The sequence below is a fragment of the Albimonas marina genome, assembly GCF_029223255.1.
Taxonomy (GTDB): Bacteria; Pseudomonadota; Alphaproteobacteria; order Rhodobacterales; family Rhodobacteraceae; genus Albimonas.
In genome coordinates this window covers 19,358-37,205 of record NZ_JARHUC010000005.1, presented here as the reverse complement: position 1 = coordinate 37,205, position 17,848 = coordinate 19,358, and the positions used below count along the sequence as shown (strand labels likewise).

18 protein-coding genes are annotated in these 17,848 nt (G+C 73.0%); 9 read left to right on the top strand and 9 right to left on the bottom strand.

The features are described 5' to 3' along the window. From P2H44_RS14950 to P2H44_RS14940, 3 genes are read right to left on the bottom strand one after another with little or no spacing between them, the layout of a single operon-like run. Positions 1-801 (bottom strand): ABC transporter ATP-binding protein, encoded by an 801-nt coding sequence (locus tag P2H44_RS14950; RefSeq protein ID WP_275764655.1) that lies wholly within the window; start codon positions 799-801, stop codon positions 1-3. Continuing rightward, the gene (locus P2H44_RS14945) at positions 801-1,643 is read right to left on the bottom strand and encodes an ABC transporter permease (RefSeq protein ID WP_275764653.1); all 843 of its coding nucleotides are present in this window, start codon (positions 1,641-1,643) and stop codon (positions 801-803) included. The genes P2H44_RS14950 and P2H44_RS14945 overlap by 1 nt, the downstream gene beginning before the upstream one ends. Further along, a complete protein-coding gene (locus P2H44_RS14940) occupies positions 1,634-2,764 on the bottom strand; it encodes an aryl-sulfate sulfotransferase (protein WP_275764651.1) in 1,131 nt (376 codons plus the stop codon). The genes P2H44_RS14945 and P2H44_RS14940 overlap by 10 nt, the downstream gene beginning before the upstream one ends. A gap of 184 nt (positions 2,765-2,948) precedes the next feature. Between P2H44_RS14940 and P2H44_RS14935 the strand changes: the two genes are divergently transcribed. After that, complete coding sequence (locus P2H44_RS14935; RefSeq protein ID WP_275764650.1) at positions 2,949-3,968, top strand: substrate-binding domain-containing protein; 1,020 nt, start codon at positions 2,949-2,951, stop codon at positions 3,966-3,968. 51 nt (positions 3,969-4,019) lie between these two features. On the opposite strand, the gene P2H44_RS14930 is transcribed toward P2H44_RS14935, so the two are convergent. Together P2H44_RS14930 and P2H44_RS14925 are read right to left on the bottom strand one after the other, a co-directional pair. Further along, positions 4,020-5,159: a thiolase C-terminal domain-containing protein gene (locus P2H44_RS14930; protein WP_275764649.1), complete on the bottom strand. Its 1,140-nt coding sequence runs from the start codon at positions 5,157-5,159 to the stop codon at positions 4,020-4,022. A 2-nt stretch (positions 5,160-5,161) separates the two neighbouring features. Further along, a complete protein-coding gene (locus tag P2H44_RS14925) occupies positions 5,162-5,575 on the bottom strand; it encodes a Zn-ribbon domain-containing OB-fold protein (RefSeq protein ID WP_275764648.1) in 414 nt (137 codons plus the stop codon). Positions 5,576-5,891: 316 nt separating this feature from the next. On the opposite strand from P2H44_RS14925, the gene P2H44_RS14920 reads away from it, so the two are divergent. Together P2H44_RS14920 and P2H44_RS14915 are read left to right on the top strand one after the other, a co-directional pair. Beyond that, complete coding sequence (locus P2H44_RS14920) at positions 5,892-7,457, top strand: acyl-CoA synthetase (protein WP_275764646.1); 1,566 nt, start codon at positions 5,892-5,894, stop codon at positions 7,455-7,457. A 430-nt stretch (positions 7,458-7,887) separates the two neighbouring features. Next, positions 7,888-8,577, top strand: coding sequence for a DUF4336 domain-containing protein (locus P2H44_RS14915; protein ID WP_275764645.1), 690 nt, complete (start codon positions 7,888-7,890; stop codon positions 8,575-8,577). Positions 8,578-8,584: 7 nt separating this feature from the next. Here P2H44_RS14915 and P2H44_RS14910 read toward each other — a convergent pair whose 3' ends face one another. From P2H44_RS14910 to P2H44_RS14900, 3 genes are all read right to left on the bottom strand, one after another. Then, the gene (locus tag P2H44_RS14910) at positions 8,585-9,160 is read right to left on the bottom strand and encodes an NADPH-dependent FMN reductase (protein ID WP_275764643.1); all 576 of its coding nucleotides are present in this window, start codon (positions 9,158-9,160) and stop codon (positions 8,585-8,587) included. Between the two features lie 130 nt (positions 9,161-9,290). Continuing rightward, positions 9,291-10,103, bottom strand: a complete 813-nt coding sequence (locus tag P2H44_RS14905; RefSeq protein ID WP_275764641.1) for an enoyl-CoA hydratase/isomerase family protein — start codon at positions 10,101-10,103, stop codon at positions 9,291-9,293. Between the two features lie 45 nt (positions 10,104-10,148). Beyond that, on the bottom strand, positions 10,149-11,021 hold the full coding sequence (locus P2H44_RS14900) for an IclR family transcriptional regulator (protein WP_275764639.1): 873 nt from the start codon (positions 11,019-11,021) through the stop codon (positions 10,149-10,151). A 268-nt stretch (positions 11,022-11,289) separates the two neighbouring features. Here P2H44_RS14900 and P2H44_RS14895 point away from each other — a divergent pair, with 268 nt between their 5' ends. Continuing rightward, positions 11,290-12,447, top strand: a complete 1,158-nt coding sequence (locus tag P2H44_RS14895) for an acyl-CoA dehydrogenase family protein (protein ID WP_275764637.1) — start codon at positions 11,290-11,292, stop codon at positions 12,445-12,447. Continuing rightward, positions 12,444-13,484 carry an acyl-CoA dehydrogenase family protein gene (locus tag P2H44_RS14890; RefSeq protein ID WP_275764636.1) on the top strand — a complete coding sequence of 347 codons (1,041 nt, stop codon included), beginning with the start codon at positions 12,444-12,446 and terminating at the stop codon, positions 13,482-13,484. The genes P2H44_RS14895 and P2H44_RS14890 overlap by 4 nt, the downstream gene beginning before the upstream one ends. A gap of 135 nt (positions 13,485-13,619) precedes the next feature. Here the strand turns inward: P2H44_RS14890 and P2H44_RS14885 are convergent, their stop codons facing one another. After that, on the bottom strand, positions 13,620-14,021 hold the full coding sequence (locus P2H44_RS14885; RefSeq protein WP_275764634.1) for a Rid family hydrolase: 402 nt from the start codon (positions 14,019-14,021) through the stop codon (positions 13,620-13,622). Between the two features lie 152 nt (positions 14,022-14,173). Here P2H44_RS14885 and tuf point away from each other — a divergent pair, with 152 nt between their 5' ends. From tuf to P2H44_RS14865, 4 genes are all read left to right on the top strand, one after another. Next, entirely contained in the window at positions 14,174-15,349 is a 1,176-nt protein-coding gene (tuf, locus tag P2H44_RS14880) for an elongation factor Tu (RefSeq protein ID WP_275764633.1), read from the top strand. 218 nt (positions 15,350-15,567) lie between these two features. Continuing rightward, complete coding sequence (locus P2H44_RS14875; RefSeq protein ID WP_275764632.1) at positions 15,568-16,065, top strand: hypothetical protein; 498 nt, start codon at positions 15,568-15,570, stop codon at positions 16,063-16,065. Between the two features lie 146 nt (positions 16,066-16,211). Beyond that, positions 16,212-17,009: a class I SAM-dependent methyltransferase gene (locus P2H44_RS14870; protein ID WP_275764631.1), complete on the top strand. Its 798-nt coding sequence runs from the start codon at positions 16,212-16,214 to the stop codon at positions 17,007-17,009. A 137-nt stretch (positions 17,010-17,146) separates the two neighbouring features. Further along, positions 17,147-17,800 (top strand): hypothetical protein, encoded by a 654-nt coding sequence (locus tag P2H44_RS14865; RefSeq protein ID WP_275764630.1) that lies wholly within the window; start codon positions 17,147-17,149, stop codon positions 17,798-17,800. The last annotated feature ends 48 nt before the right edge of the window (positions 17,801-17,848 follow it).

Genomic DNA, 17,848 nt, shown 5'->3' with positions numbered 1-17,848 from the left:
TCAGGCGGCGAGGGTTTCCGGCTCGCCGCGCAGCAGGTCGAGGATCCGGGCGCGGGCGGCGAGCTGACGCTCGTCGAAGCGCGCGGCGGAACGGGGGCGGGGCTGGTCGAGGTCGAGCGTCTCGACGATCCGCCCCGGGGCCGGGGACATCACGTGGATGCGGTCGGCGAGCACCAGCGCCTCGTCCACGTCATGGGTGATGAAGAGCGTGGTGGCCGCGTGCGCCCGCCAGACCTGGGTCAGCAGGTCGTGCATCCGGCTCCGCGTCTGGGCGTCGAGCGCGCCGAAGGGCTCGTCCATCAGCAGGGCCTTGGGGCCGCCGGCGAAGGTGCGCGCGATGGCCACCCGCTGCTTCATGCCGCCGGAGAGCTGGCCGGGATACTTGCGCTCCTGCCCCGCGAGGCCGACCTCGGCCAGCGCCGCGCGGGCGCGGGCCTCGATCTCGTCGCGCGGCAGGCCCAGCCGGCGCAGCGCGAACTTCACGTTGCCCAGCGCCGTGAACCACGGGAACAGGGCGTACTGCTGGAAGATCACGCCGACCTCGGCGTCGGGGCCGGTCACCGGCTTTCCGTCCACGCGGACCTCGCCCTCGGACGGGGCCAGGAAGCCCGCGACCGCGTTCATCAGCGTGGACTTCCCGCAGCCCGAGGGGCCGATGATCGCGGTGAAGGTCCCCGGCTCGAGCCGCAGGGTGGTGGGGGTCAGGGCGCGGGTGCGCCCGCCCTTGGCGTCCCCGGTCTTGGTGGGGAAGTCGATCGCCACGCGGTCGATCTCGACCAGGCCTCGGGTCGCTTGGGTCATCACGCCTGCTCCCAGTGCACGAGGCGTCGCGAGATGCGGTGGACGATCTGGTCCACCACCGCGCCGGCGAGGCCGAGGACGATGAGAAGGGCGAACATGCGGTCGGTGCGCACGTACTGGCGCGCCTCCTGCAGGCGGTAGCCGATGCCGGACGAGGCGCCGGTCAGCTCGGCCGCCACCAGGCTCAGCAGCGCCAGCGCCACCCCCAGCCGCAGGCCCGCCACGATGTGGGGCGCGGCGGCCGGGATCACCACCTGCACGAACTCCCGCAGGCGCGAGGCGCCCATCGAGCGGGAGGCGCGGATGTAGATCTCGGGCACGTACTGCATGCCGTGGTGGGTGTTGAACCACACCGTCAGGAACACCGTGTAGGCGATGACGAAGTGCTTCGAGCTTTCGCCGATGCCGAACCAGACGATGGCGACCGGGACCAGCGCGATGGCCGGGATCGGGCGCATCAGGGTCAGGAACGGCCCCAGCAGCATCTGGAAGAGCTGCGTGCGCCCGGTGGCGAGCCCCACGGCGACGCCGAGCGTGGCGCCGATCAGGAAGCCGATGGCCGCCCGCGAGAGCGAGACCGTCAGGTCCTGCGCCAGCACGCCCGCCTGCGCCATCTCGACGAAGGCCTCGACCACGGTCCAGGGCGCGGGGAACAGCGCCTCGTTCACCGAGCCGGAGGCCGAGACCCCGGCCCACAGCGCCAGCACGAAACCGAGGCTGACGGCGGGCCGCAGCGGGCCGGCCAGCGTGCGCCCGATCGCCGGCAGCCGCGCGGCGATCCCCGGACGGGCCGGGGCGGCGGAGGGGGGGCGTCGCTCGGTCATCATCTCCGCTACAGCCATGACACGTCCTCCCGCGCATACCGGTAGGCGCGGAAGACGCTGTTGTGATGGCCGCCGATCATCCGGTCCATCCCCGGCTCGGGATAGGGGGCGAATTCGGGGATGACGAATTCCCAGACCACCTCGCCCGCGGGCGTGACCTCGAAGAGACGGCCCGTGGCGCTCTCCGTGACGAAGGTATTGCCGTTGGGCAGGCGCTGGGCGCCGCCCATGTAGGGCGAGAAGAAGCTGGGCGCGTTGGGGTCGCGGTATTCCCAGACGATAGCGTTGGTCGCCGGATCCACCTCGACCACGCGGGAGAAGTGGGAGGAGACGCCCGGCCGCATCGTGCCGTTGTCGAAGATCAGCACGTTGCCGTTGTCGAGCTCCACGGGCGTGTGCTGCTGGGCGAGGATGTCCTGCCCGATCACCCAGGCGACCGCGCCGCTCTCGCGGGAGACGGCGATCACGCCCGAGGTGGTGCGCAGGCTCATCAGCACCAGGCCGCTCCGCGCGTCCCACAGGCCGTTGATCATCGGCCAGTGCTGGAGGTCGAAGACGGGCTGCGTCGGGAAGTCCTCGGGGCGCAGATGCTCCCAGCTCTTCCACTCCCAGACCAGGTCGCCGTCGCGGTTCACCTGCTTGACCACGTCGCCGTAGACCCGCGCGCCCGGCGCGCCGCCGAGGCGGCGGACCACGTCCTCGGGCAGGGGATGGGCGGCGGTGTAGAGGATCGAGCCGTCGTCCAGCCACTGGGCGTCGTGGTGGTGGGCGGGATCGACGTGGCGGCGCAGGATCTCGCCGTCGGGGGCGACCTCCATGAAGTCGCCGCCGCGCCACAGCGGCCAGATCGGGTAGAGGATCGGGCCGTCCTGGCAGGAGCCGTTGTAGCCCAGGTTGCCGTTCTTCAGCAGCACCGCGTGGCGGCCGGGCCGCACGGGGAGGGTCCAGCGGTGAACCTCGGCCCCGTCCTCGTCGATCAGCTTCACCAGCCCGGCCGCGGTCTGCGGCGCATAGAGCGTCAGGCCGCCGAAGGCGCGGGAGGGGTCGTTGCAGGTCAGCCCGGTCAGGCGGCGGCGGAAGGTCACCTGGTCGGGCAGGTCCGCCGTGGCGACTTGCGTTATCGGGGCGGTGCAGGTCATCTGTCTCGGCCTCCAGTTGCGCGGTGCGCCGCGGGGGAAAACGATTTGACGCCCCAAGAAAAACGTTTTTTCCGGGCGATGTGAAGCGAAACCTGCCAAGAGGCGGGCAATTGAGGGCGGATGCACGCCGTTTGCGCAGGGTTTGCGCATTTCATGGGCGGAATCCGGTCAGGGGCGGGGGCACATGGCTGCGAATCGGGGACGCAAGGTCACCATCCTGGATATCGCGCGGGAGCTGAACGTGGCGCCCTCCACGGTCTCGAACGCCCTCTCGGGGCGGCGCTACGTGGACGAGGAGCTGGTGGCGAAGGTGAAGGCCACCGCCGAGCGGCTGGGCTACCGGGCCAACCCGGTGGCGCGGCGGCTGCGCTCGGGCCGGGCCTCGGCGATCGGGCTGTTCTCGGCGATGCCCTTCGCGGTGACGGGGGGAACCTCCCGGCTGGGCTTCATGATGGAGATCGCGGCGACCGCGGCCGAGGAGGCGATGCGCTCGGGCCTCTCGCTGATGCTGATCCCGCCGATGGAGGCCTCGCCCTCGGTCGACGACCTGCTGATCGACGGGGCGCTGCTGATCGAGCCGGCGCGCGACGACCCGTTCGCCGAGCTGCTCGACGCCCGCGGCCTGCCGGTGGTGCGCATCGGCCGCCAGCCGGGGCGCGACGACGCGCCCGCGGTCGACCTGCGCTCGGGCGAGACGGCGGCGCTGCTGCTCCGCCACCTCGAGGAGACGGGCGCCCGGCGCATCGCGCTGATCACCGCCGCCGCCCGCCGCGCCAGCCACGAGGAGACGGAGGCCGAGTACGCCCGCTTCGCCGAATCCCGCGGCATGGCCCCGGTGCACCTGCGCCTGGACGAGAGCGGGGGCATGGCGCTGGGCCGCGCCGAGGCGCTGCGCCTGCTGCAGGAGCATCCGGAGGTGGACGCGATCCTGGCGATGGTGGACGTGTTCGCCGCCGGCGCCTGCCAGGCGGCGCGCGAGATCGGCCGCTCGATCCCCGGCGACCTGCGCATCGCCACCCGCTACGACGGCCCCCGCTCGCTGGCCGCGGACCCGCCGCTGACGGCGGTGAACCTCGGCCTGCCGGAGGTGGCGCGCGAGGCGGTGAAGATGCTGATCCCGATGATCGAGGGCGACGCGCTCGTCGGCCCGGCCCGCGCCCCCGACGCGCGCCTGACGGTGCGCGCCTCGACCGTCGCGGGCTGAACCGGGCGGGCCCGGGCGCGGCGGGGGCGCCCCGCCGCGCCGGGTCCCCCCTCAGGCCTCGTTGGTCAGGACCACGGTGCCGGAGGCGGCGAACATGCCCCCCACCCCGTGGACCAGCGAGATCTTCGCCCCCTCGACCTGGGCGGGCGAGACGCCGCGCATCTGGCGCACGCCCTCCTGCAGCGCGTACATGCCGTACATGCCCGAGTGCATGTAGCTCAGCCCCCCGCCGTTGGTGTTCAGCGGCAGCTTGCCGCCGGGGCGGGTGTGCCCCTCGGCGATGAAGGCCCCGCCCTCGCCGCGGCCCACGAAGCCCAGGTCCTCGAGCCCGTAGACCGGCAGGTGGGCGAAGGCGTCGTAGATCATCAGGTGATCGACGTCCGCGTGGGTGATGCCGGCGCTTTCGAACGCCAGGCGGGCCGAGGTGCGGAAGGCCGCGGAACTGCCGAAGTCCTTCATCTGGGAGACGACGGGCGTCTCCGCCCCCTCGCCGACGCCGCGCACGTAGACGGGCTTGGTGGGGAAGTCCTTCGCGCGGTCGGCCTTGGTCAGGATCAGCGCCCCGCCGCCGTCGGTGACCAGGCAGCACATCAGCAGGCGGAACGGCCAGGCGATCATGCGGGAGTTCAGGACGTCGTCCACCGTGATCGGGTCGCGGAAGCTGGCGCGGGGATGGAAGGCCGCCCACTCGCGCTGGACCACCGCGACCATGGCCAGCTGCTCCTCGGTCAGCCCGTCGTCCTTCATCTTGCGCAGCACCGGCAGGGTGAAGCGGTTCGGAGGGGCGGTGACGCCGTAGGGCTGCTCGAACTGCTGGTCGAAGAGCGAGGGGAAGATCGCGTTCCCGTAGCGCCCGAGGCGGGAGCGGCCGCTCTCGCCATGGGTGATGAGGACGGTCTTGCACATGCCGGATTCCAGCGCCGCCACCGCGTGGCGCACGTGGACCATGAAGGAGCAGCCGCCGACCGAGGTGCCGTCGACCCACGACGGGGTGATGCCCAGGTAATGCGCGACCTCGACCGCGTTGTGGCCGGCGGTGGCGACGCCGTCGATGTCCTTGATCGTCAGCCCGGCGTCCGCGATCGCGTTCAGGGCGGCGTCGGCGTGCAGGCCGATCTGGGAGAGGGTCGGGATCTTGCCGAGCTCGGTGGTCTCGGCGGCGCCGACGATGGCGACGGAATTGGGGGTCATGCTCAGGCCCCTTTCGCCGGGCGGAACTGGGGGAGGGAGATCTCGTCGCTCAGCTTCTCGAAGGTGACTTCGAGGGGCATGTCGAGGACCAGCGCCTCGGGCGTCTGTTCGCACTCGAGGATGTTGGACATCATCCGCGGGCCTTCCTCGAGCTCGACCACCGCGATGGCGTAGGGGGCGGCGAAGCCCGGCGCCGGCAGGTGGTTGATGACGTAGGAATAGAGGCGGGCGCGGCCGGACGCGGCCTCGACCTTCACCTCGCGCGAGCCGCATTCGGGGCAGAAGGCGCGGGGCGGGAAATATGCGTCGCCGCAGGCGGTGCAGCGCTGCAGGCGCAGCTCGCCCTGGCGCGCGCCCTCCCAGAAATGCGCGGTCTCCGGCGTGGGCGCCGGCACGAAGCGTTTCGGATCGCTCAAGGTTTCGTCTCCCTGTCGAGGGCGGGGCCGGGGGTCGGGCCCGGGGGCGCGGCCGGGGCTTGCGCCACCACCTGTCGGCCGGCAGGTTTTCCGCGGGCCGCGGCCAAGTCAAGCGCGGCGGCGGCGGCCGAGCAGGAGTCTCCGAACCGGCAAAGGAGAGGGCGGCGTGCAAAATCGCCCTCCCGGTTCCGCACAGCGGGACTTGGCGCCGCATCCCCTTGCGTCCGGGCGCCCAGCGCGTGCGTCCGCCGTTATAACACGCTAAGCAAAGCGAAAGACCTGCCGGCCGACAGGCGCAGATGGAGGAGCGATCCCAGTGAGCGAATTCCGCGAGGACGAGAAGCACCCGGGCGTCTGGGCCGTGCGGACCCCGAACAAGCCGGCCTTCCTGCACCAGGTCACCGGCGAGGCGATCACCTACGCCGAGGTAGAATCGCTCTCCAACCGGGTCGTCCACCTGGCGCGCAGCTTCGGGCTGCAGCGCGGCGACCGCGCGGCGGTGTTCCTCGAGAACCGGATCGACTACACGCCGATCTTCTGGGGCTTCATGCGCGCGGGCCTGAAGGTCACCCCGATCCCGACCCACCTGACGCCGGAGGAGGTGGACTACCTGCTCAACGACTCGGGCGCGAAGATCCTGGTCACCTCGCAGGCCAAGCGCGCGGTCGCCGAGAAGCTGACCGGGCCGAAGCTGCTGCCGGGCGCGCGCTTCATGCTCGACGACGCGGGCGGGGGCTACGTCTCGTTCGAAAAGGCGCTCGAGAAGTTCCCCGACCATCCCATCGCCGACCAGTCCGAAGGCTCGGAGATGCTCTATTCCTCGGGCACCACCGGCAAGCCCAAGGGCGTGGTGCGCCCGATGTCCGAGGCGCCCTTCGGCACCCCCACCAAGGGCATGTTCCTGACCTGCGACCGCTGGGGGATCACCGACCAGACCGTCTGGTTCCACCCCGCGCCGATGTATCACGCGGCCCCCATCGGCTACGCCCTGCGGGTGATGCGCTGGGGCGGCACGATGATCGTCTCGGGCAAGTTCGACCCCGAGGCGGCGCTGGCCACGATCGAAAAGCACAAGGTCACCCATTCCCAGTGGGTGCCGACCCATTTCGTGCGGATGCTGCGCCTGCCCGAGGAGGTGAAGGCGAAATACGACCTGAGCTCCCTGCGCTGCGCGATCCACGCCGCCGCGCCGTGCCCGCCGCAGGTGAAGAAGGCGATGATCGAGTGGTGGGGGCCGGTGATCGAGGAATACTACGCCGGCTCGGAGGCGAACGGCGTGTGCACGATCAGCTCGGAAGAGTGGCTGAAGAAGCCCGGCTCGGTGGGGACCACGATCCTGGGCCGGGTGCGGATCTGCGACGACGACGGGAACGAGGTTCCGGCGGGGACCGAGGGGACGATCTATTTCTCCGACGGGCCGAGCTTCGAGTATCACAACGACCCGCAGAAGACCGCGGACAGCCGCAACGACAAGGGTTGGACCACGCTGGGCGACGTCGGCTACGTGGACGCGGACGGCTACCTGTTCCTGACCGACCGCAAGACCTTCATGATCGTCTCGGGCGGCGTGAACATCTACCCGGCCGAGATCGAGAACCTGCTGGCGACCCATCCCAAGGTGGGCGACGTGGCGGTGATCGGCGTGCCGGACGAGGAGTTCGGCGAGTCCGTGAAGGCGGTGATCGAGCTGCCCGCCGGCCTCTCGCCCTCGCCCGAGCTGGCGCAGGAGATCATCGACTTCTGCCGCGCGCACCTGAGCCATGTGAAATGCCCCCGCACGGTCGACTTCATCGACCAGCTGCCGCGGGCGGACAACGGCAAGCTCTACAAGCGCCAGCTGCGCGACAAGTACTGGGAAGGCCGCGACCGCCGCATCGCCTGAGCCGAGGCGACGGGAGAGACAGGGGGCGGCCCTCGGGCCGCCCCTTCGCATCTGGGCGCAGGCCCGGTAGTGAAGCGCGACCCGGCCCGCGAGCCGGGGCCTCTCCCTCCGCCAGCCGCGGGCAGGCGACTGGCAAACCTGCACGGGCCCGCCGCCAAGCGGGCGCCCCGGCCTCCGAGCCGGGGCCACTCCCTCTCCCGGGCCCCGACGACCCGCTGGAGGCGGCGCGCCTCCCTCCGCCTCGGGCGCCCGCCCCGGTCCCCCGTGGCCGGGGCTTCCCCCTGCGCCGGGCGGCGGGCGTTGCACGGTCCCGCGCCGGGCGGAGAACCTGCGGGCGGATGGGCCGGCGCTCGGCCTTGCCTCCCGCGCCGCCCCTCCGCTAGCCTCCGCGCGAAGCGCAGGCCTCCCTGCCGCGACGCGGGAGATCGCGATGCTCGCCCCCTTCGGAACCGACCTGTGGCTGGCCGAGGGGCCGGTGGTGGAGGGGATGGCGGGGTTCCGCTTCCCCACCCGCATGGCGGTGATGCGCCTGGGGGACGCCGGCCTCGCCGTCTGGTCGCCCGTTGCGCCGAACGACGCGCTGCTGGCGGAGGTCGAGGCGCTGGGCCCGGTGCGCTGGCTGCTCGCGCCCAACGACCTGCACCACCTGTTCCTGCCCGACTGGGTGCAGGCCGTCCCGCGGGTCCGCGTGCTCGCCGCCCCCGGGGTGCGCGAGAAGCGGCCCGACATGGTGATCCATGCCGTGCTGGGGGAGGATCCGCCGCCGTCGGCCTTCGAGGGGGCGCTGGACATCGCCCCGATCCGAGGCAACCGCGTCACCACCGAGGTCGCCGTCTTCCACCGCGCCAGCCGCACGGCGATCTTCACCGACCTGCTTCAGGCGCTGCCGCCGGGCTGGTTCCGCGGCTGGCGGGGGCTGGTGGCGAAGCTGGACCTGATGCAGGAGGCGGAGCCCACCGTGCCGCGCAAGTTCCGCATGGCCTTCCAGGACCGCGAGGCGGCGCGCGCCTCGCTCGCGCCCGTGTTCGACTGGCCGGCGGAGCGGCTGGTGATCGCCCACGGCGCGCCGGTCGAGCGCGACGCGGCGGCGCTGCTGAAGCGGGCGTTCGGCTGGCTCTAGGCCGCGATCAGGCGGCGGCGTCGAGGGTGGCGCGGGCGAACGCGGCCACCTGCCGGCCCAGCGCCTCGAGCTGGCCGCGGATCTTGGCGTCCTCGCAGTCGCCGTCGGGGCTGAACACCGGCTCGGCCGTGTTCACCGCGACGCCCAGCGGCGTGTTCCAGCCGCGCAGGGCGTGGACCACGTCGCGCAGCGAGTTCATCGTGGTCACCGCGCCCTGCCAGCCGCCGCCGGTGGCGACCACGCCCACGGCGCGCCCCTCCAGGTAGGGGCGGGCGTCCTCGCGCAGGTCCTCGATGTAGTCGATGGCGTTCTTCACCAGCCCCGACATGCCGCCGTGATAGCCGGGCGAGCCCAGGATCACCCCGTCGGCGCGCCGGATCTCGTGGATCAGGCGGCGGGCGGACTCGGTGCGCGAGGGATCCTCGGGCGAGTAGGGGGGCAGGTCGAGCGCGCGGCCCGCGATCAGCTCCGTCTCGCAGCCCTGCGCCTCGGCGGCGTCGAGGGCGATGCGAAGGGCTTTCTCGGTGGAGGAGAAGTCGCGGAGCGTGCCGCCAAGGCCGACGATGAGGGGCTTTCGGGTCATGGCGAGACCATAGGCGCGCCCCAACCGACGCGCAAGCGAGGCCCCCGCGGAAACCCGCCGGGACGAGGCGATTCCGGCGCCGGTCCGCTCGCGGGCGCGCCGGCGCCCGCGAGGCTGTCGTGCGCCGGTCTCAGGCGCCCTTGAAGGCGGGCGGACGCTTGTCGAGGAAGGCGGCCACGCCCTCCTTCACGTCGTCCGAGCAGAACAGCAGCGCCTGGGTGTCCGCCTCGGCCGAGAGCAGGGCGTCGAGGCTCATCGGTCCGCGCGCCAGCGTCTGCTTGGAGGTGGCGACCGAGAGCGGCGCGCAGCGCGCGACCTCCTCGGCCATGGCGAGCGCCTTCTCGACCGCCTCGCCGGGGGCGCAGATCTCCTCGACGATGCCCCAGTCGGCGGCGGTCTGCGCGTCGATCATCCGCCCGGTCATCGCCAGCAGCTTGGTGCGGCCCATGCCGATGCGCGCGGGCAGGGTGTGGAAGACGCCCAGATCCGGCATCAGTCCCAGCTTGCCGAAGGGCAGCGAGAACTTCGCCTCGGACGAGGCCACGACCATGTCGCACATCGCGGCGATGGAGAGGCCGGCGCCGACCGCGTAGCCCTCGACCGCGGCGATCACCGGCTTGGTCCCGCCCTGCACGATCTTCACGAGGCGATGCACGTCCTGCAGGCGCGCGCGGCCCGAGGCGGCGGTGATCCCCTTCATGGTCGAGATGTCGCCGCCCGCCGAGAAGCAGCCGCCGGCCCCGGCGAGCACGATCGCGCGCACCTCCGGGTCGGCCTGCGCCTCGGCCATCGCCTCGATCAGGGCGGGGCGCAGGGCCATCGACAGCGGGTTGCGCCGCTTGGGGTCGTTGATCCACACCAGCGCGGTCGCGCCGATGCGCTGGGTCACGCAGACGGGATCGTCGGCGCCGGGTTCGACCGGGGCCTCCATCTGGTCCTTCATGGGGGGTCTCCTCCTTCGTGGGCCGGGCGGATCCCGGCTCGGATCTCAGCGGCTGAGCATCGGCGCGATCGAGCGGCCCAGATGCACCAGGCGCGGGCCGACCTCGGTCTCCAGCTTCTCGCGCGTGGCGAGGAAGCCGGGGCCGGCGGCGTTCATCGCCATCGCCTCGGACTTGTCGGGCGAGACGACCGGCACGGCGACGGCGCGGATGTCGGACTGCCACTCCCCGTCGGCGATGCAGAAGCCGCGCTCGTCCACCTGGGCCTTGGCGTCGAGGATGCGGGCCTTCAGGTCGGGCCAGGCGGTTCCCAGCTTGCGGGCCAGCCGCTCGAAGATGAACTCGCGGTCGGCCTCGGCGATGCCGGCGAGGAAGGCGCGCCCCAGCGCCGTGGTCGCCATGTCCACGCGGTTGCCCACGTCGAGGCGGATGGTCGAGACGGTGGCCGGGTGGCAGGCGTCGACGTAGATCATCCCCAGCCGGTCCCGCGCGCCCAGCGCGATCGACATCTCGGCGTCGTTGGCGAGCTTCTGCATCGGCTCGCGCGCCACCAGCCGGACGCGCAGGGAGGAGATCACCGGGTAGCCCAGCGTCAGCAGGGCGGCGGTGGGCTCGTATTTCGACAGGCGCCGGATCAGGCGCAGGTAGCCCAGTTCCGTCAGCGTGTGGGTCAGGCGGGTGATCGTGGCCTTGGGCAGGCCGGTGATCTCGGCGAGCTCCGAGTTGCCCAGCGGCGCGGGCCGGGCGGAGAAGGCGCGCAGGATCTCGAGCCCCCGCGCCAGCGCCCAGACGAACTTGCGGTCATGGGCCAGGCGCTCGGACTGCTCGCCGTCCAGGTCCAGCGGCACGGCCGAGCGGGAGGAGACCGGCGCAGGGGCGGTCTTGGCCTCGGACTCACCGGCGGCGTCGTTTCTGGACATGGGCTCTCCTCGTCGTGAACTCCTGCAGCCTTGTCCGAACCGCCCCCGGTTGTCCACTTTCGCGTGGCGGGGGCGATCCGCCCAACGGCATCGGGGGTCGGACAAGCGGTCGGCGGGACCGAACAGCGGAACGCCGGTTCGCGCCCACTGGACCCGTCGGGGCTTTTGTCGGACATTGCGCCCGCCGTCGCCCGGCCCCGAGGGCCGCAAGAAGACGACGCCGCCCCCCGCCCGCCGCGCCGCGCGGGCGCCGAGAGAGGAGACGCTCATGTCATCGCCCTTCCGGTTCGACCCGGTGGCCATGCCCGAGGTCGAGCCAGAGCTGCGCGCAGAGGTGCGCGAGTTCCTGGCCGAGTGGACGCCCCGCTTCACGCCCTGGCAGATCGGCCATTCCTGGACCGGCTTCGACCGCGAGTTCTCGAAGGCGGTCGGCGCGCGCGGCTGGATCGGCATGACCTGGCCCAAGGAATACGGCGGGCACGAGCGCTCGGCGCTCGAGCGCTACGTGGTGATCGAGGAGATGCTGGCCGCGGGCGCCCCCGTCGGCGCGCACTGGATCGCCGACCGCCAGTCGGGGCCGCTGATTCTGCGCGTCGGGACCGAGAGCCAGCGCAGGAAGTGGCTGCCGCTGATCTGCTCGGGCGAGGCCACGTTCTGCATCGGCCTCAGCGAGCCCGACTCGGGCTCCGACCTCGCCTCCGTGCGCACGCGCGCGACCCGCGACGGCGACACGTGGCGGCTGAACGGGCGCAAGATCTGGACGACGAACGCCCATCACTCCCAGGCGATGATCGCGCTGGTGCGCACCTCGGGCGGGCCCGAGGACCGGCACAAGGGCCTCAGCCAGGTGCTGGTGGACCTGACGCTGCCCGGCGTCTCGATCCGGCGGATCGCGGACATGACGGGCGGGGCGCATTTCAACGAGGTGACCTTCGACGACGTCGACCTCGGCCCCGACGCGCTGGTGGGCAAGGAGGGGAACGGCTGGGCCCAGGGCATGTCCGAGCTGGCGTTCGAGCGCTCGGGCCCCGACCGGTTCCTCTCGGCCTTCCCGCTGATGCCGCTGCTGGTGGACGAGATCGCCGCCGCCGGCGAGCCCGACCGCCTGTCGGCGCGCGAGATCGGGCGCACCGTCGCCGAGCTCGCCGCCCTGCGGGAGATGTCGGTGTGCACCGCCGGCATGCTCGACCGCGGCGAGGACCCCGCCCAGGAGGCGGCGGTCATCAAGGAGGTGGGCGTGACGCTGGAGCAGCGGATGCCCGAGATGGTGCGCGACCTCGCCCCCGGCGCCTTCCCGGGCGCGGTCGAGGGCGCGCTGGCCGAGATGCGGGCGGCGGTGGCGCAGCAGGCGCCGACGTTCAGCCTGCGCGGCGGCACGCGCGAGATCATGCGCGGGATCATGGCCAAGGGGATGGGTCTGCGATGAGCCTGGACAACGACACCGCGACCCTGCTCGCGGATCAGCTCGACCGCCTGTTCGCGCAGAAGGTCGACGCGAAGCTCCTGCGCGCGGTGGAGGCGGGCGAGCCCGCCTCGGCGCTGGAGGCGGAGGTCGAGGCGCTGGGCCTGACGCTGGCGCTGGTGCCCGAGGAGGCCGGCGGCGCCGGGCTCGCCTGGTCGGAGGTCGGCGGCGTGCTCGAGGCGCTGGGCCGCTTCGCCGCGCCCGTCGCGCTGGGCGAGCGGATGGCCGCCGCCTGGGCGATGGCCCAGGCCGGGATGGAGGTCCCCGAGGACGTGCCGCTGGCGAGCTGGGACCGCCTGACCCTGGACGGCGAGACCGTCTCGGGCGCCTGCGTCGTGCCCTGGGGCCAGGCCGGCGGCCGGGTGCTGGTCACCGCCGGCGAGGGCGAGGCCGCGAAGCTGGTCCTGCTGGAGATCCCGGAAGGCCGCGCCCTGCCGACCATCGGCCGCGACCCGCGCCTGGTGGTGGAGTTCGCCGGCGCGACGCCGCTCGCCTCCGGGCCGGCGCCGATGGGCGGCGAGGGGCTGCCGGCGGCGCTGGCGGTGGTGCGCGCGGGCCAGATCGCGGGCGCGATCAACCATGCGCTGGCCGAGTCGATCGACTACGGCAACACCCGCGTGCAGTTCGGCCGCCCGATCGGCAAGTTCCAGGCGATCCAGCACCTGGTGGCCGAGCAGGCCGGCGAGGCGGCCGCGGCCAAGGCGGCGGTGCAGCTCGCGCTGCGCTCTATGGACGCCGCGCCCTCCTGGCAGGCCGCCGCGGTCGCCAAGATCCGCGCGGGCCTGGCGGTGGAGCCCGTCGCGGCGGTCGCCCACGCCGTCCACGGCGCCATCGGCGTGACGGAGGAGCACATGCTCCACCACACCACCCGGCGGCTGTGGCAGTGGCGCGACGAGGCGGGCGACGAGAACGCCTGGTCCGAGCGCCTGGGCCGCGACGCCATCGCCGGCGGCGGCAAGCAGCTGTGGAAGACGGTGGTGGCGCTGTCGGGCGGCCGCTGAGCGAGCCCGTCTCCACCGCAATAAGGATCGGCCCGCTCGCGGGCCGATCCGCGTTTCAGGGGCCGCGCGGCCTGCGCCGGGCCGGCGAGCGGGCCGGCCTTCGGCGCGGCGCGCCGCCGGGATCGCGCGCCCGGCTCAGCCGGTCGCCAGCATCCGAAGCTCCACCAGCGCGCCGGGCAGGGCGAGGCCGGCGACCTCGACGGCGGTCCAGGCGGGGTAGGGCTCGGCGAATCTCTCGGCCAGCGCGGCCATCATCAGGGGCATCTGGGCGGGCAGGCCGCCCTCGGGGCCCGCGACGTGGTAGGAGGTGATCTCGACCACCGCCTCCCAGCCGACCCCCGCCTCGGCGAGCACCTGGGCCTGCAGGTCGAAGGCCGCCGCGATCTGGGCGGCCGCGCCCTCGGCCAGGACCGGCGGGCGCAGCTCGCGCAGGCCGAGCTGGCCCGAGAGATGCAGGAAGCCCCCCGCCCGGACGGCGGGCGAGAAGCGGTAGCCGGGGTAATGGGCCATCGAGGGGGGCGTGATCGCCTGTTTCATTCCGGTGCTCCTGCGCTTGACGTAGCGACGCCGCCGCGTGCGGGCGCGCCGCGCGCCCATGACTGTTGCCTCGGCCCGGGAATCCCTCTATCCGGTCGCCGGCGAAATCCATGGGTCCGCCGCGCGACCCGACCAAGTGAGGAATGACCGCGATGGCCAAGGCGAAGTTCGAGCGCAACAAGCCCCACGTCAACATCGGCACGATCGGCCACGTCGACCACGGCAAGACGACGCTGACGGCTGCGATCACGAAGTACTTCGGCGAGTTCCGCGCCTACGACCAGATCGACGGCGCGCCGGAGGAGAAGGCGCGCGGCATCACGATCTCGACCGCGCACGTGGAGTACGAGACCGAGGCGCGCCACTACGCCCACGTCGACTGCCCCGGCCACGCCGACTACGTGAAGAACATGATCACCGGCGCGGCGCAGATGGACGGCGCGATCCTGGTGGTGAACGCCGCCGACGGCCCGATGCCGCAGACCCGCGAGCACATCCTGCTCGCGCGCCAGGTCGGCGTGCCCGCGCTGGTGGTGTTCATGAACAAGGTCGACCAGGTCGACGACGAGGAGCTGCTGGAGCTCGTCGAGATGGAGGTGCGCGAGCTCCTCTCGTCCTACGAGTTCCCCGGCGACGACATTCCGATCGTGGCGGGCTCGGCCCTGGCCGCGATGGAGGGCCGCGACCCCGAGATCGGCGAGAACAAGATCCGCGAGCTGATGGCGGCCGTGGACGAGTACATCCCGACCCCTGAGCGTCCCATCGACCAGCCGTTCCTGATGCCGATCGAGGACGTGTTCTCGATCTCGGGCCGCGGCACCGTGGTGACCGGCCGCGTCGAGCGCGGCATCGTGACCGTGGGCGAGGAGATCGAGATCGTCGGCATCCGTCCGACGAAGAAGACCACCGTCACCGGCGTCGAGATGTTCCGCAAGCTGCTGGACCGCGGAGAGGCGGGCGACAACATCGGCGCGCTGCTGCGCGGCGTGGGTCGCGACGACGTCGAGCGCGGCCAGGTGCTGTGCAAGCCCGGTTCGGTCACCCCGCACACGGACTTCGAGGCCGAGGCCTACATCCTGACCAAGGAAGAGGGCGGCCGTCACACCCCGTTCTTCACCAACTACCGCCCGCAGTTCTACTTCCGGACCACCGACGTGACCGGGACGGTGGCGCTGCCCGAGGGCACCGAGATGGTGATGCCGGGCGACAACCTGAAGTTCACCGTCCAGCTGATCGCCCCGATCGCGATGGAAGAGAAGCTCCGCTTCGCCATCCGTGAAGGCGGCCGCACCGTCGGCGCGGGCGTCGTCTCCAAGATCCTGAAGTGATCCGGCGCGCCCTGCGGGGCGCCTGAGACGCAAGACTTCGAGGGCCGCCGCGGGCAACCGCGGCGGCCCTTCCGCTTGAAGGGCGCGGCGCCGACCGCTAGGGTCGCGGCATCGCAACCGGGCGGCTTTCTCGCCCCAGGTTCGGAGGGCCCGTCGGTCCTCCTCTTACCCTGATCTTCACTTGCTCTCCCGCCCTGCGCGCCGCCATCGAGGCGGAGGTGGACGCGCGCCTGTTCGACGAGCGCGGCGCGCCGACGCCGGCCTGCCTCGATCTGATGACCAGCGGCGCCACGATGTTCCGCGGCGAGTTCGTGCCGCCCGTCCTGCAAAGGCTCGGTCCGGCCGCCCGTGCGATGGGCGACGCCCTGCTGACCGAGGCCGCGCTGGCGCTGGAGCCTGCGCGGATCCGCTGCGCGCTGATCGAGGCCGAGGCGACCGTCGCCGCCCGGCGCCTGGGCGAGGTCGAGGACCCCGTCGCCGCCTGGCGCGTCCTGCGCGAGGCGGAGGCGCCCTCGGTCGACCGGCTGTTCCGGGCGCTGCGCCGCGAGGCGATCGTCCAGGATCACATCGAGGAACTCCTCTGGGCCCGCGCCCGCCTGGCGAAGGACGGCGTCCGGCGGCTGGACGACCGGCAGGCGTGGCTGCGTCTCTTCGGGATTCTAGGCGCGTTGGTGGAGGCGGCGCGCAGGCGCCGGTCGCGGGCGCGGCGCGCCTGAGCCCCGGGCGCCGGCCTCGGCGACGCCTCGGGGCCCGCTCCGCCCTCTCCCGCCCGTTTCACGCCTGCACGCCGCATGCGCGCTTGCCGGGCCGCGGCTTCGCGCGCAGGCTGAGGGGGCGACCCTGGGTCAGGGAGGGCGGAGCGATGACCGGGACGACGGGCGACGGGTGGAGCGCGGGGGACGCCTACGAGCTCTACATGGGCCGGTGGAGCCGCCGCGTGGCGACGCTGTTCCTCGACCGGCTGGCGCCGGGCCCTGGGCTCGACTGGATCGAGGTCGGCTGCGGGACAGGGGCGCTGACGCGGGAGATCCTGGCGCGGTTCGATCCGCGCTCGGTCTTCGCGCTCGACGCCTCGGCCGACTTCATCGCCCATGCCCGCGCCGCCTCGCCCGATCCGCGCGCGCGCTTCGCGGCCGGCGACGCGCAGTCGCCGCCGTTCGAGGCGGGGGCGGCGGACCTGGCGGTCTCGGCGCTCGCGATCAACTTCGTGCCCGACCGGGCGGCGGCGCTGGCGCAGATGGCGCGGGCGCTGCGGCCGGGCGGGCGGCTCGCCTTCTACGTCTGGGACTATCCGGGCGGCGGCGTGGGGATGATCGACGCCTTCTGGCGGGCGGCGGCCTCGCTCGATGCAGAGGCCGCAGCGCTGGACGAGGCGCGCCGCTTCCCCTTCTGCACGCCCCGGGGCCTCGCCGCCGACGTCGCCGCGGCGGGCCTGCCCGAGCCGGAGGTCGCGCCGCTGGAGGCCGAGGCCGTCTTCGCGGACTTCGAGGACCTGTGGCGCCCGTTCACCCTCGGCGCGGGGCCGGCGCCGGCCTATTGCACGGGCCTGCCGCCCGGGCGCCGCGCCGCGCTGGAGACGCGCCTGCGCGAGACGCTGGGGCCCGGCCCGATCCGCCTGCCGCTGCGCGCCTGGTCGGTGGAGGTTTCGATCCCGGACTGATCCGGGGCGCCGCTGGCGCGTGACCGTGGCGCCTAGTCCGCTTCACGGAATTATCAAGGGGGCGCCCTCGCATTTCATCGACGGCCCCGATGAATTGCGGCAGACTCGTGGCGAACGCGATCAGACCGGAGGTCCAGATGCATCGACGTCGCCCGATCCGCGCCGCCTTTCCGCGCCGCCTCGCCGCCCTGCTGACGCTCGCGGCCGCGGCGGGAGCGCCCCTCGCGGCCGCCCAGGCCGCCGCCTGGAGCCGCGCCGCGGACCAGGGATTCGCCGCCGCCCAGCCCTCGAGCGAGGCGCTGGCGCTGGCCGCAGCGCTGTGCGACGGCGGGCTGACCGCCAAGGTGCTGAGCAAGACCGAGCCGCTGGTCGCAAGCTCGCTGTCGCGGATCGAGGAGGTGGGGCCCGAGATCAGCGACGAGGCGCGGCCCCTGCTGGCGGAGCTGGTGCGCGACCAGCTGCGCGGGCGCCTGCGCGGGCAGCTGATCCCGGCGCTGGCCGACGTCTACCTCGACAGCTTCTCGCCGGGCGAGCTCGACGCGATGATGCAGCAGCGCCTGGCCCCGGGCGCGCGCGGCGAGCAGCCGGACCACACCAGCTTCCTGCGCCGGGTGAACGGGCGGCTGAGCGAGGTCTCCATCACCGCGCTGGGCGAAAGCTTCGCGGCCGGGCGCGACCTGATCGCCAGCGGCGCCGAGCTGCCGCTGGGCGAGGGCGACCGGCAGGCGGCGATCGAGCTGCTGGACATGCTGGCCCAGCTGACCGAGCGCCACGTCGCGGCGATGCGCTGACGGGCTCGGGCGCAGGCGCGCCCCGCTCACGCGAACGTCGATTGCGGA

Coding starts and splice junctions, on each gene's coding strand:
- P2H44_RS14950 (WP_275764655.1), bottom strand. CDS start 801: ATGACCCAAGCGACCCGAGGCCTGGTCGAGATCGACCGCGTGGCGATC.
- P2H44_RS14945 (WP_275764653.1), bottom strand. CDS start 1,643: ATGGCTGTAGCGGAGATGATGACCGAGCGACGCCCCCCCTCCGCCGCC.
- P2H44_RS14940 (WP_275764651.1), bottom strand. CDS start 2,764: ATGACCTGCACCGCCCCGATAACGCAAGTCGCCACGGCGGACCTGCCC.
- P2H44_RS14935 (WP_275764650.1), top strand. CDS start 2,949: ATGGCTGCGAATCGGGGACGCAAGGTCACCATCCTGGATATCGCGCGG.
- P2H44_RS14930 (WP_275764649.1), bottom strand. CDS start 5,159: ATGACCCCCAATTCCGTCGCCATCGTCGGCGCCGCCGAGACCACCGAG.
- P2H44_RS14915 (WP_275764645.1), top strand. CDS start 7,888: ATGCTCGCCCCCTTCGGAACCGACCTGTGGCTGGCCGAGGGGCCGGTG.
- P2H44_RS14910 (WP_275764643.1), bottom strand. CDS start 9,160: ATGACCCGAAAGCCCCTCATCGTCGGCCTTGGCGGCACGCTCCGCGAC.
- P2H44_RS14905 (WP_275764641.1), bottom strand. CDS start 10,103: ATGAAGGACCAGATGGAGGCCCCGGTCGAACCCGGCGCCGACGATCCC.
- P2H44_RS14900 (WP_275764639.1), bottom strand. CDS start 11,021: ATGTCCAGAAACGACGCCGCCGGTGAGTCCGAGGCCAAGACCGCCCCT.
- P2H44_RS14895 (WP_275764637.1), top strand. CDS start 11,290: ATGTCATCGCCCTTCCGGTTCGACCCGGTGGCCATGCCCGAGGTCGAG.
- P2H44_RS14890 (WP_275764636.1), top strand. CDS start 12,444: ATGAGCCTGGACAACGACACCGCGACCCTGCTCGCGGATCAGCTCGAC.
- P2H44_RS14885 (WP_275764634.1), bottom strand. CDS start 14,021: ATGAAACAGGCGATCACGCCCCCCTCGATGGCCCATTACCCCGGCTAC.
- tuf (WP_275764633.1), top strand. CDS start 14,174: ATGGCCAAGGCGAAGTTCGAGCGCAACAAGCCCCACGTCAACATCGGC.
- P2H44_RS14870 (WP_275764631.1), top strand. CDS start 16,212: ATGACCGGGACGACGGGCGACGGGTGGAGCGCGGGGGACGCCTACGAG.
- P2H44_RS14865 (WP_275764630.1), top strand. CDS start 17,147: ATGCATCGACGTCGCCCGATCCGCGCCGCCTTTCCGCGCCGCCTCGCC.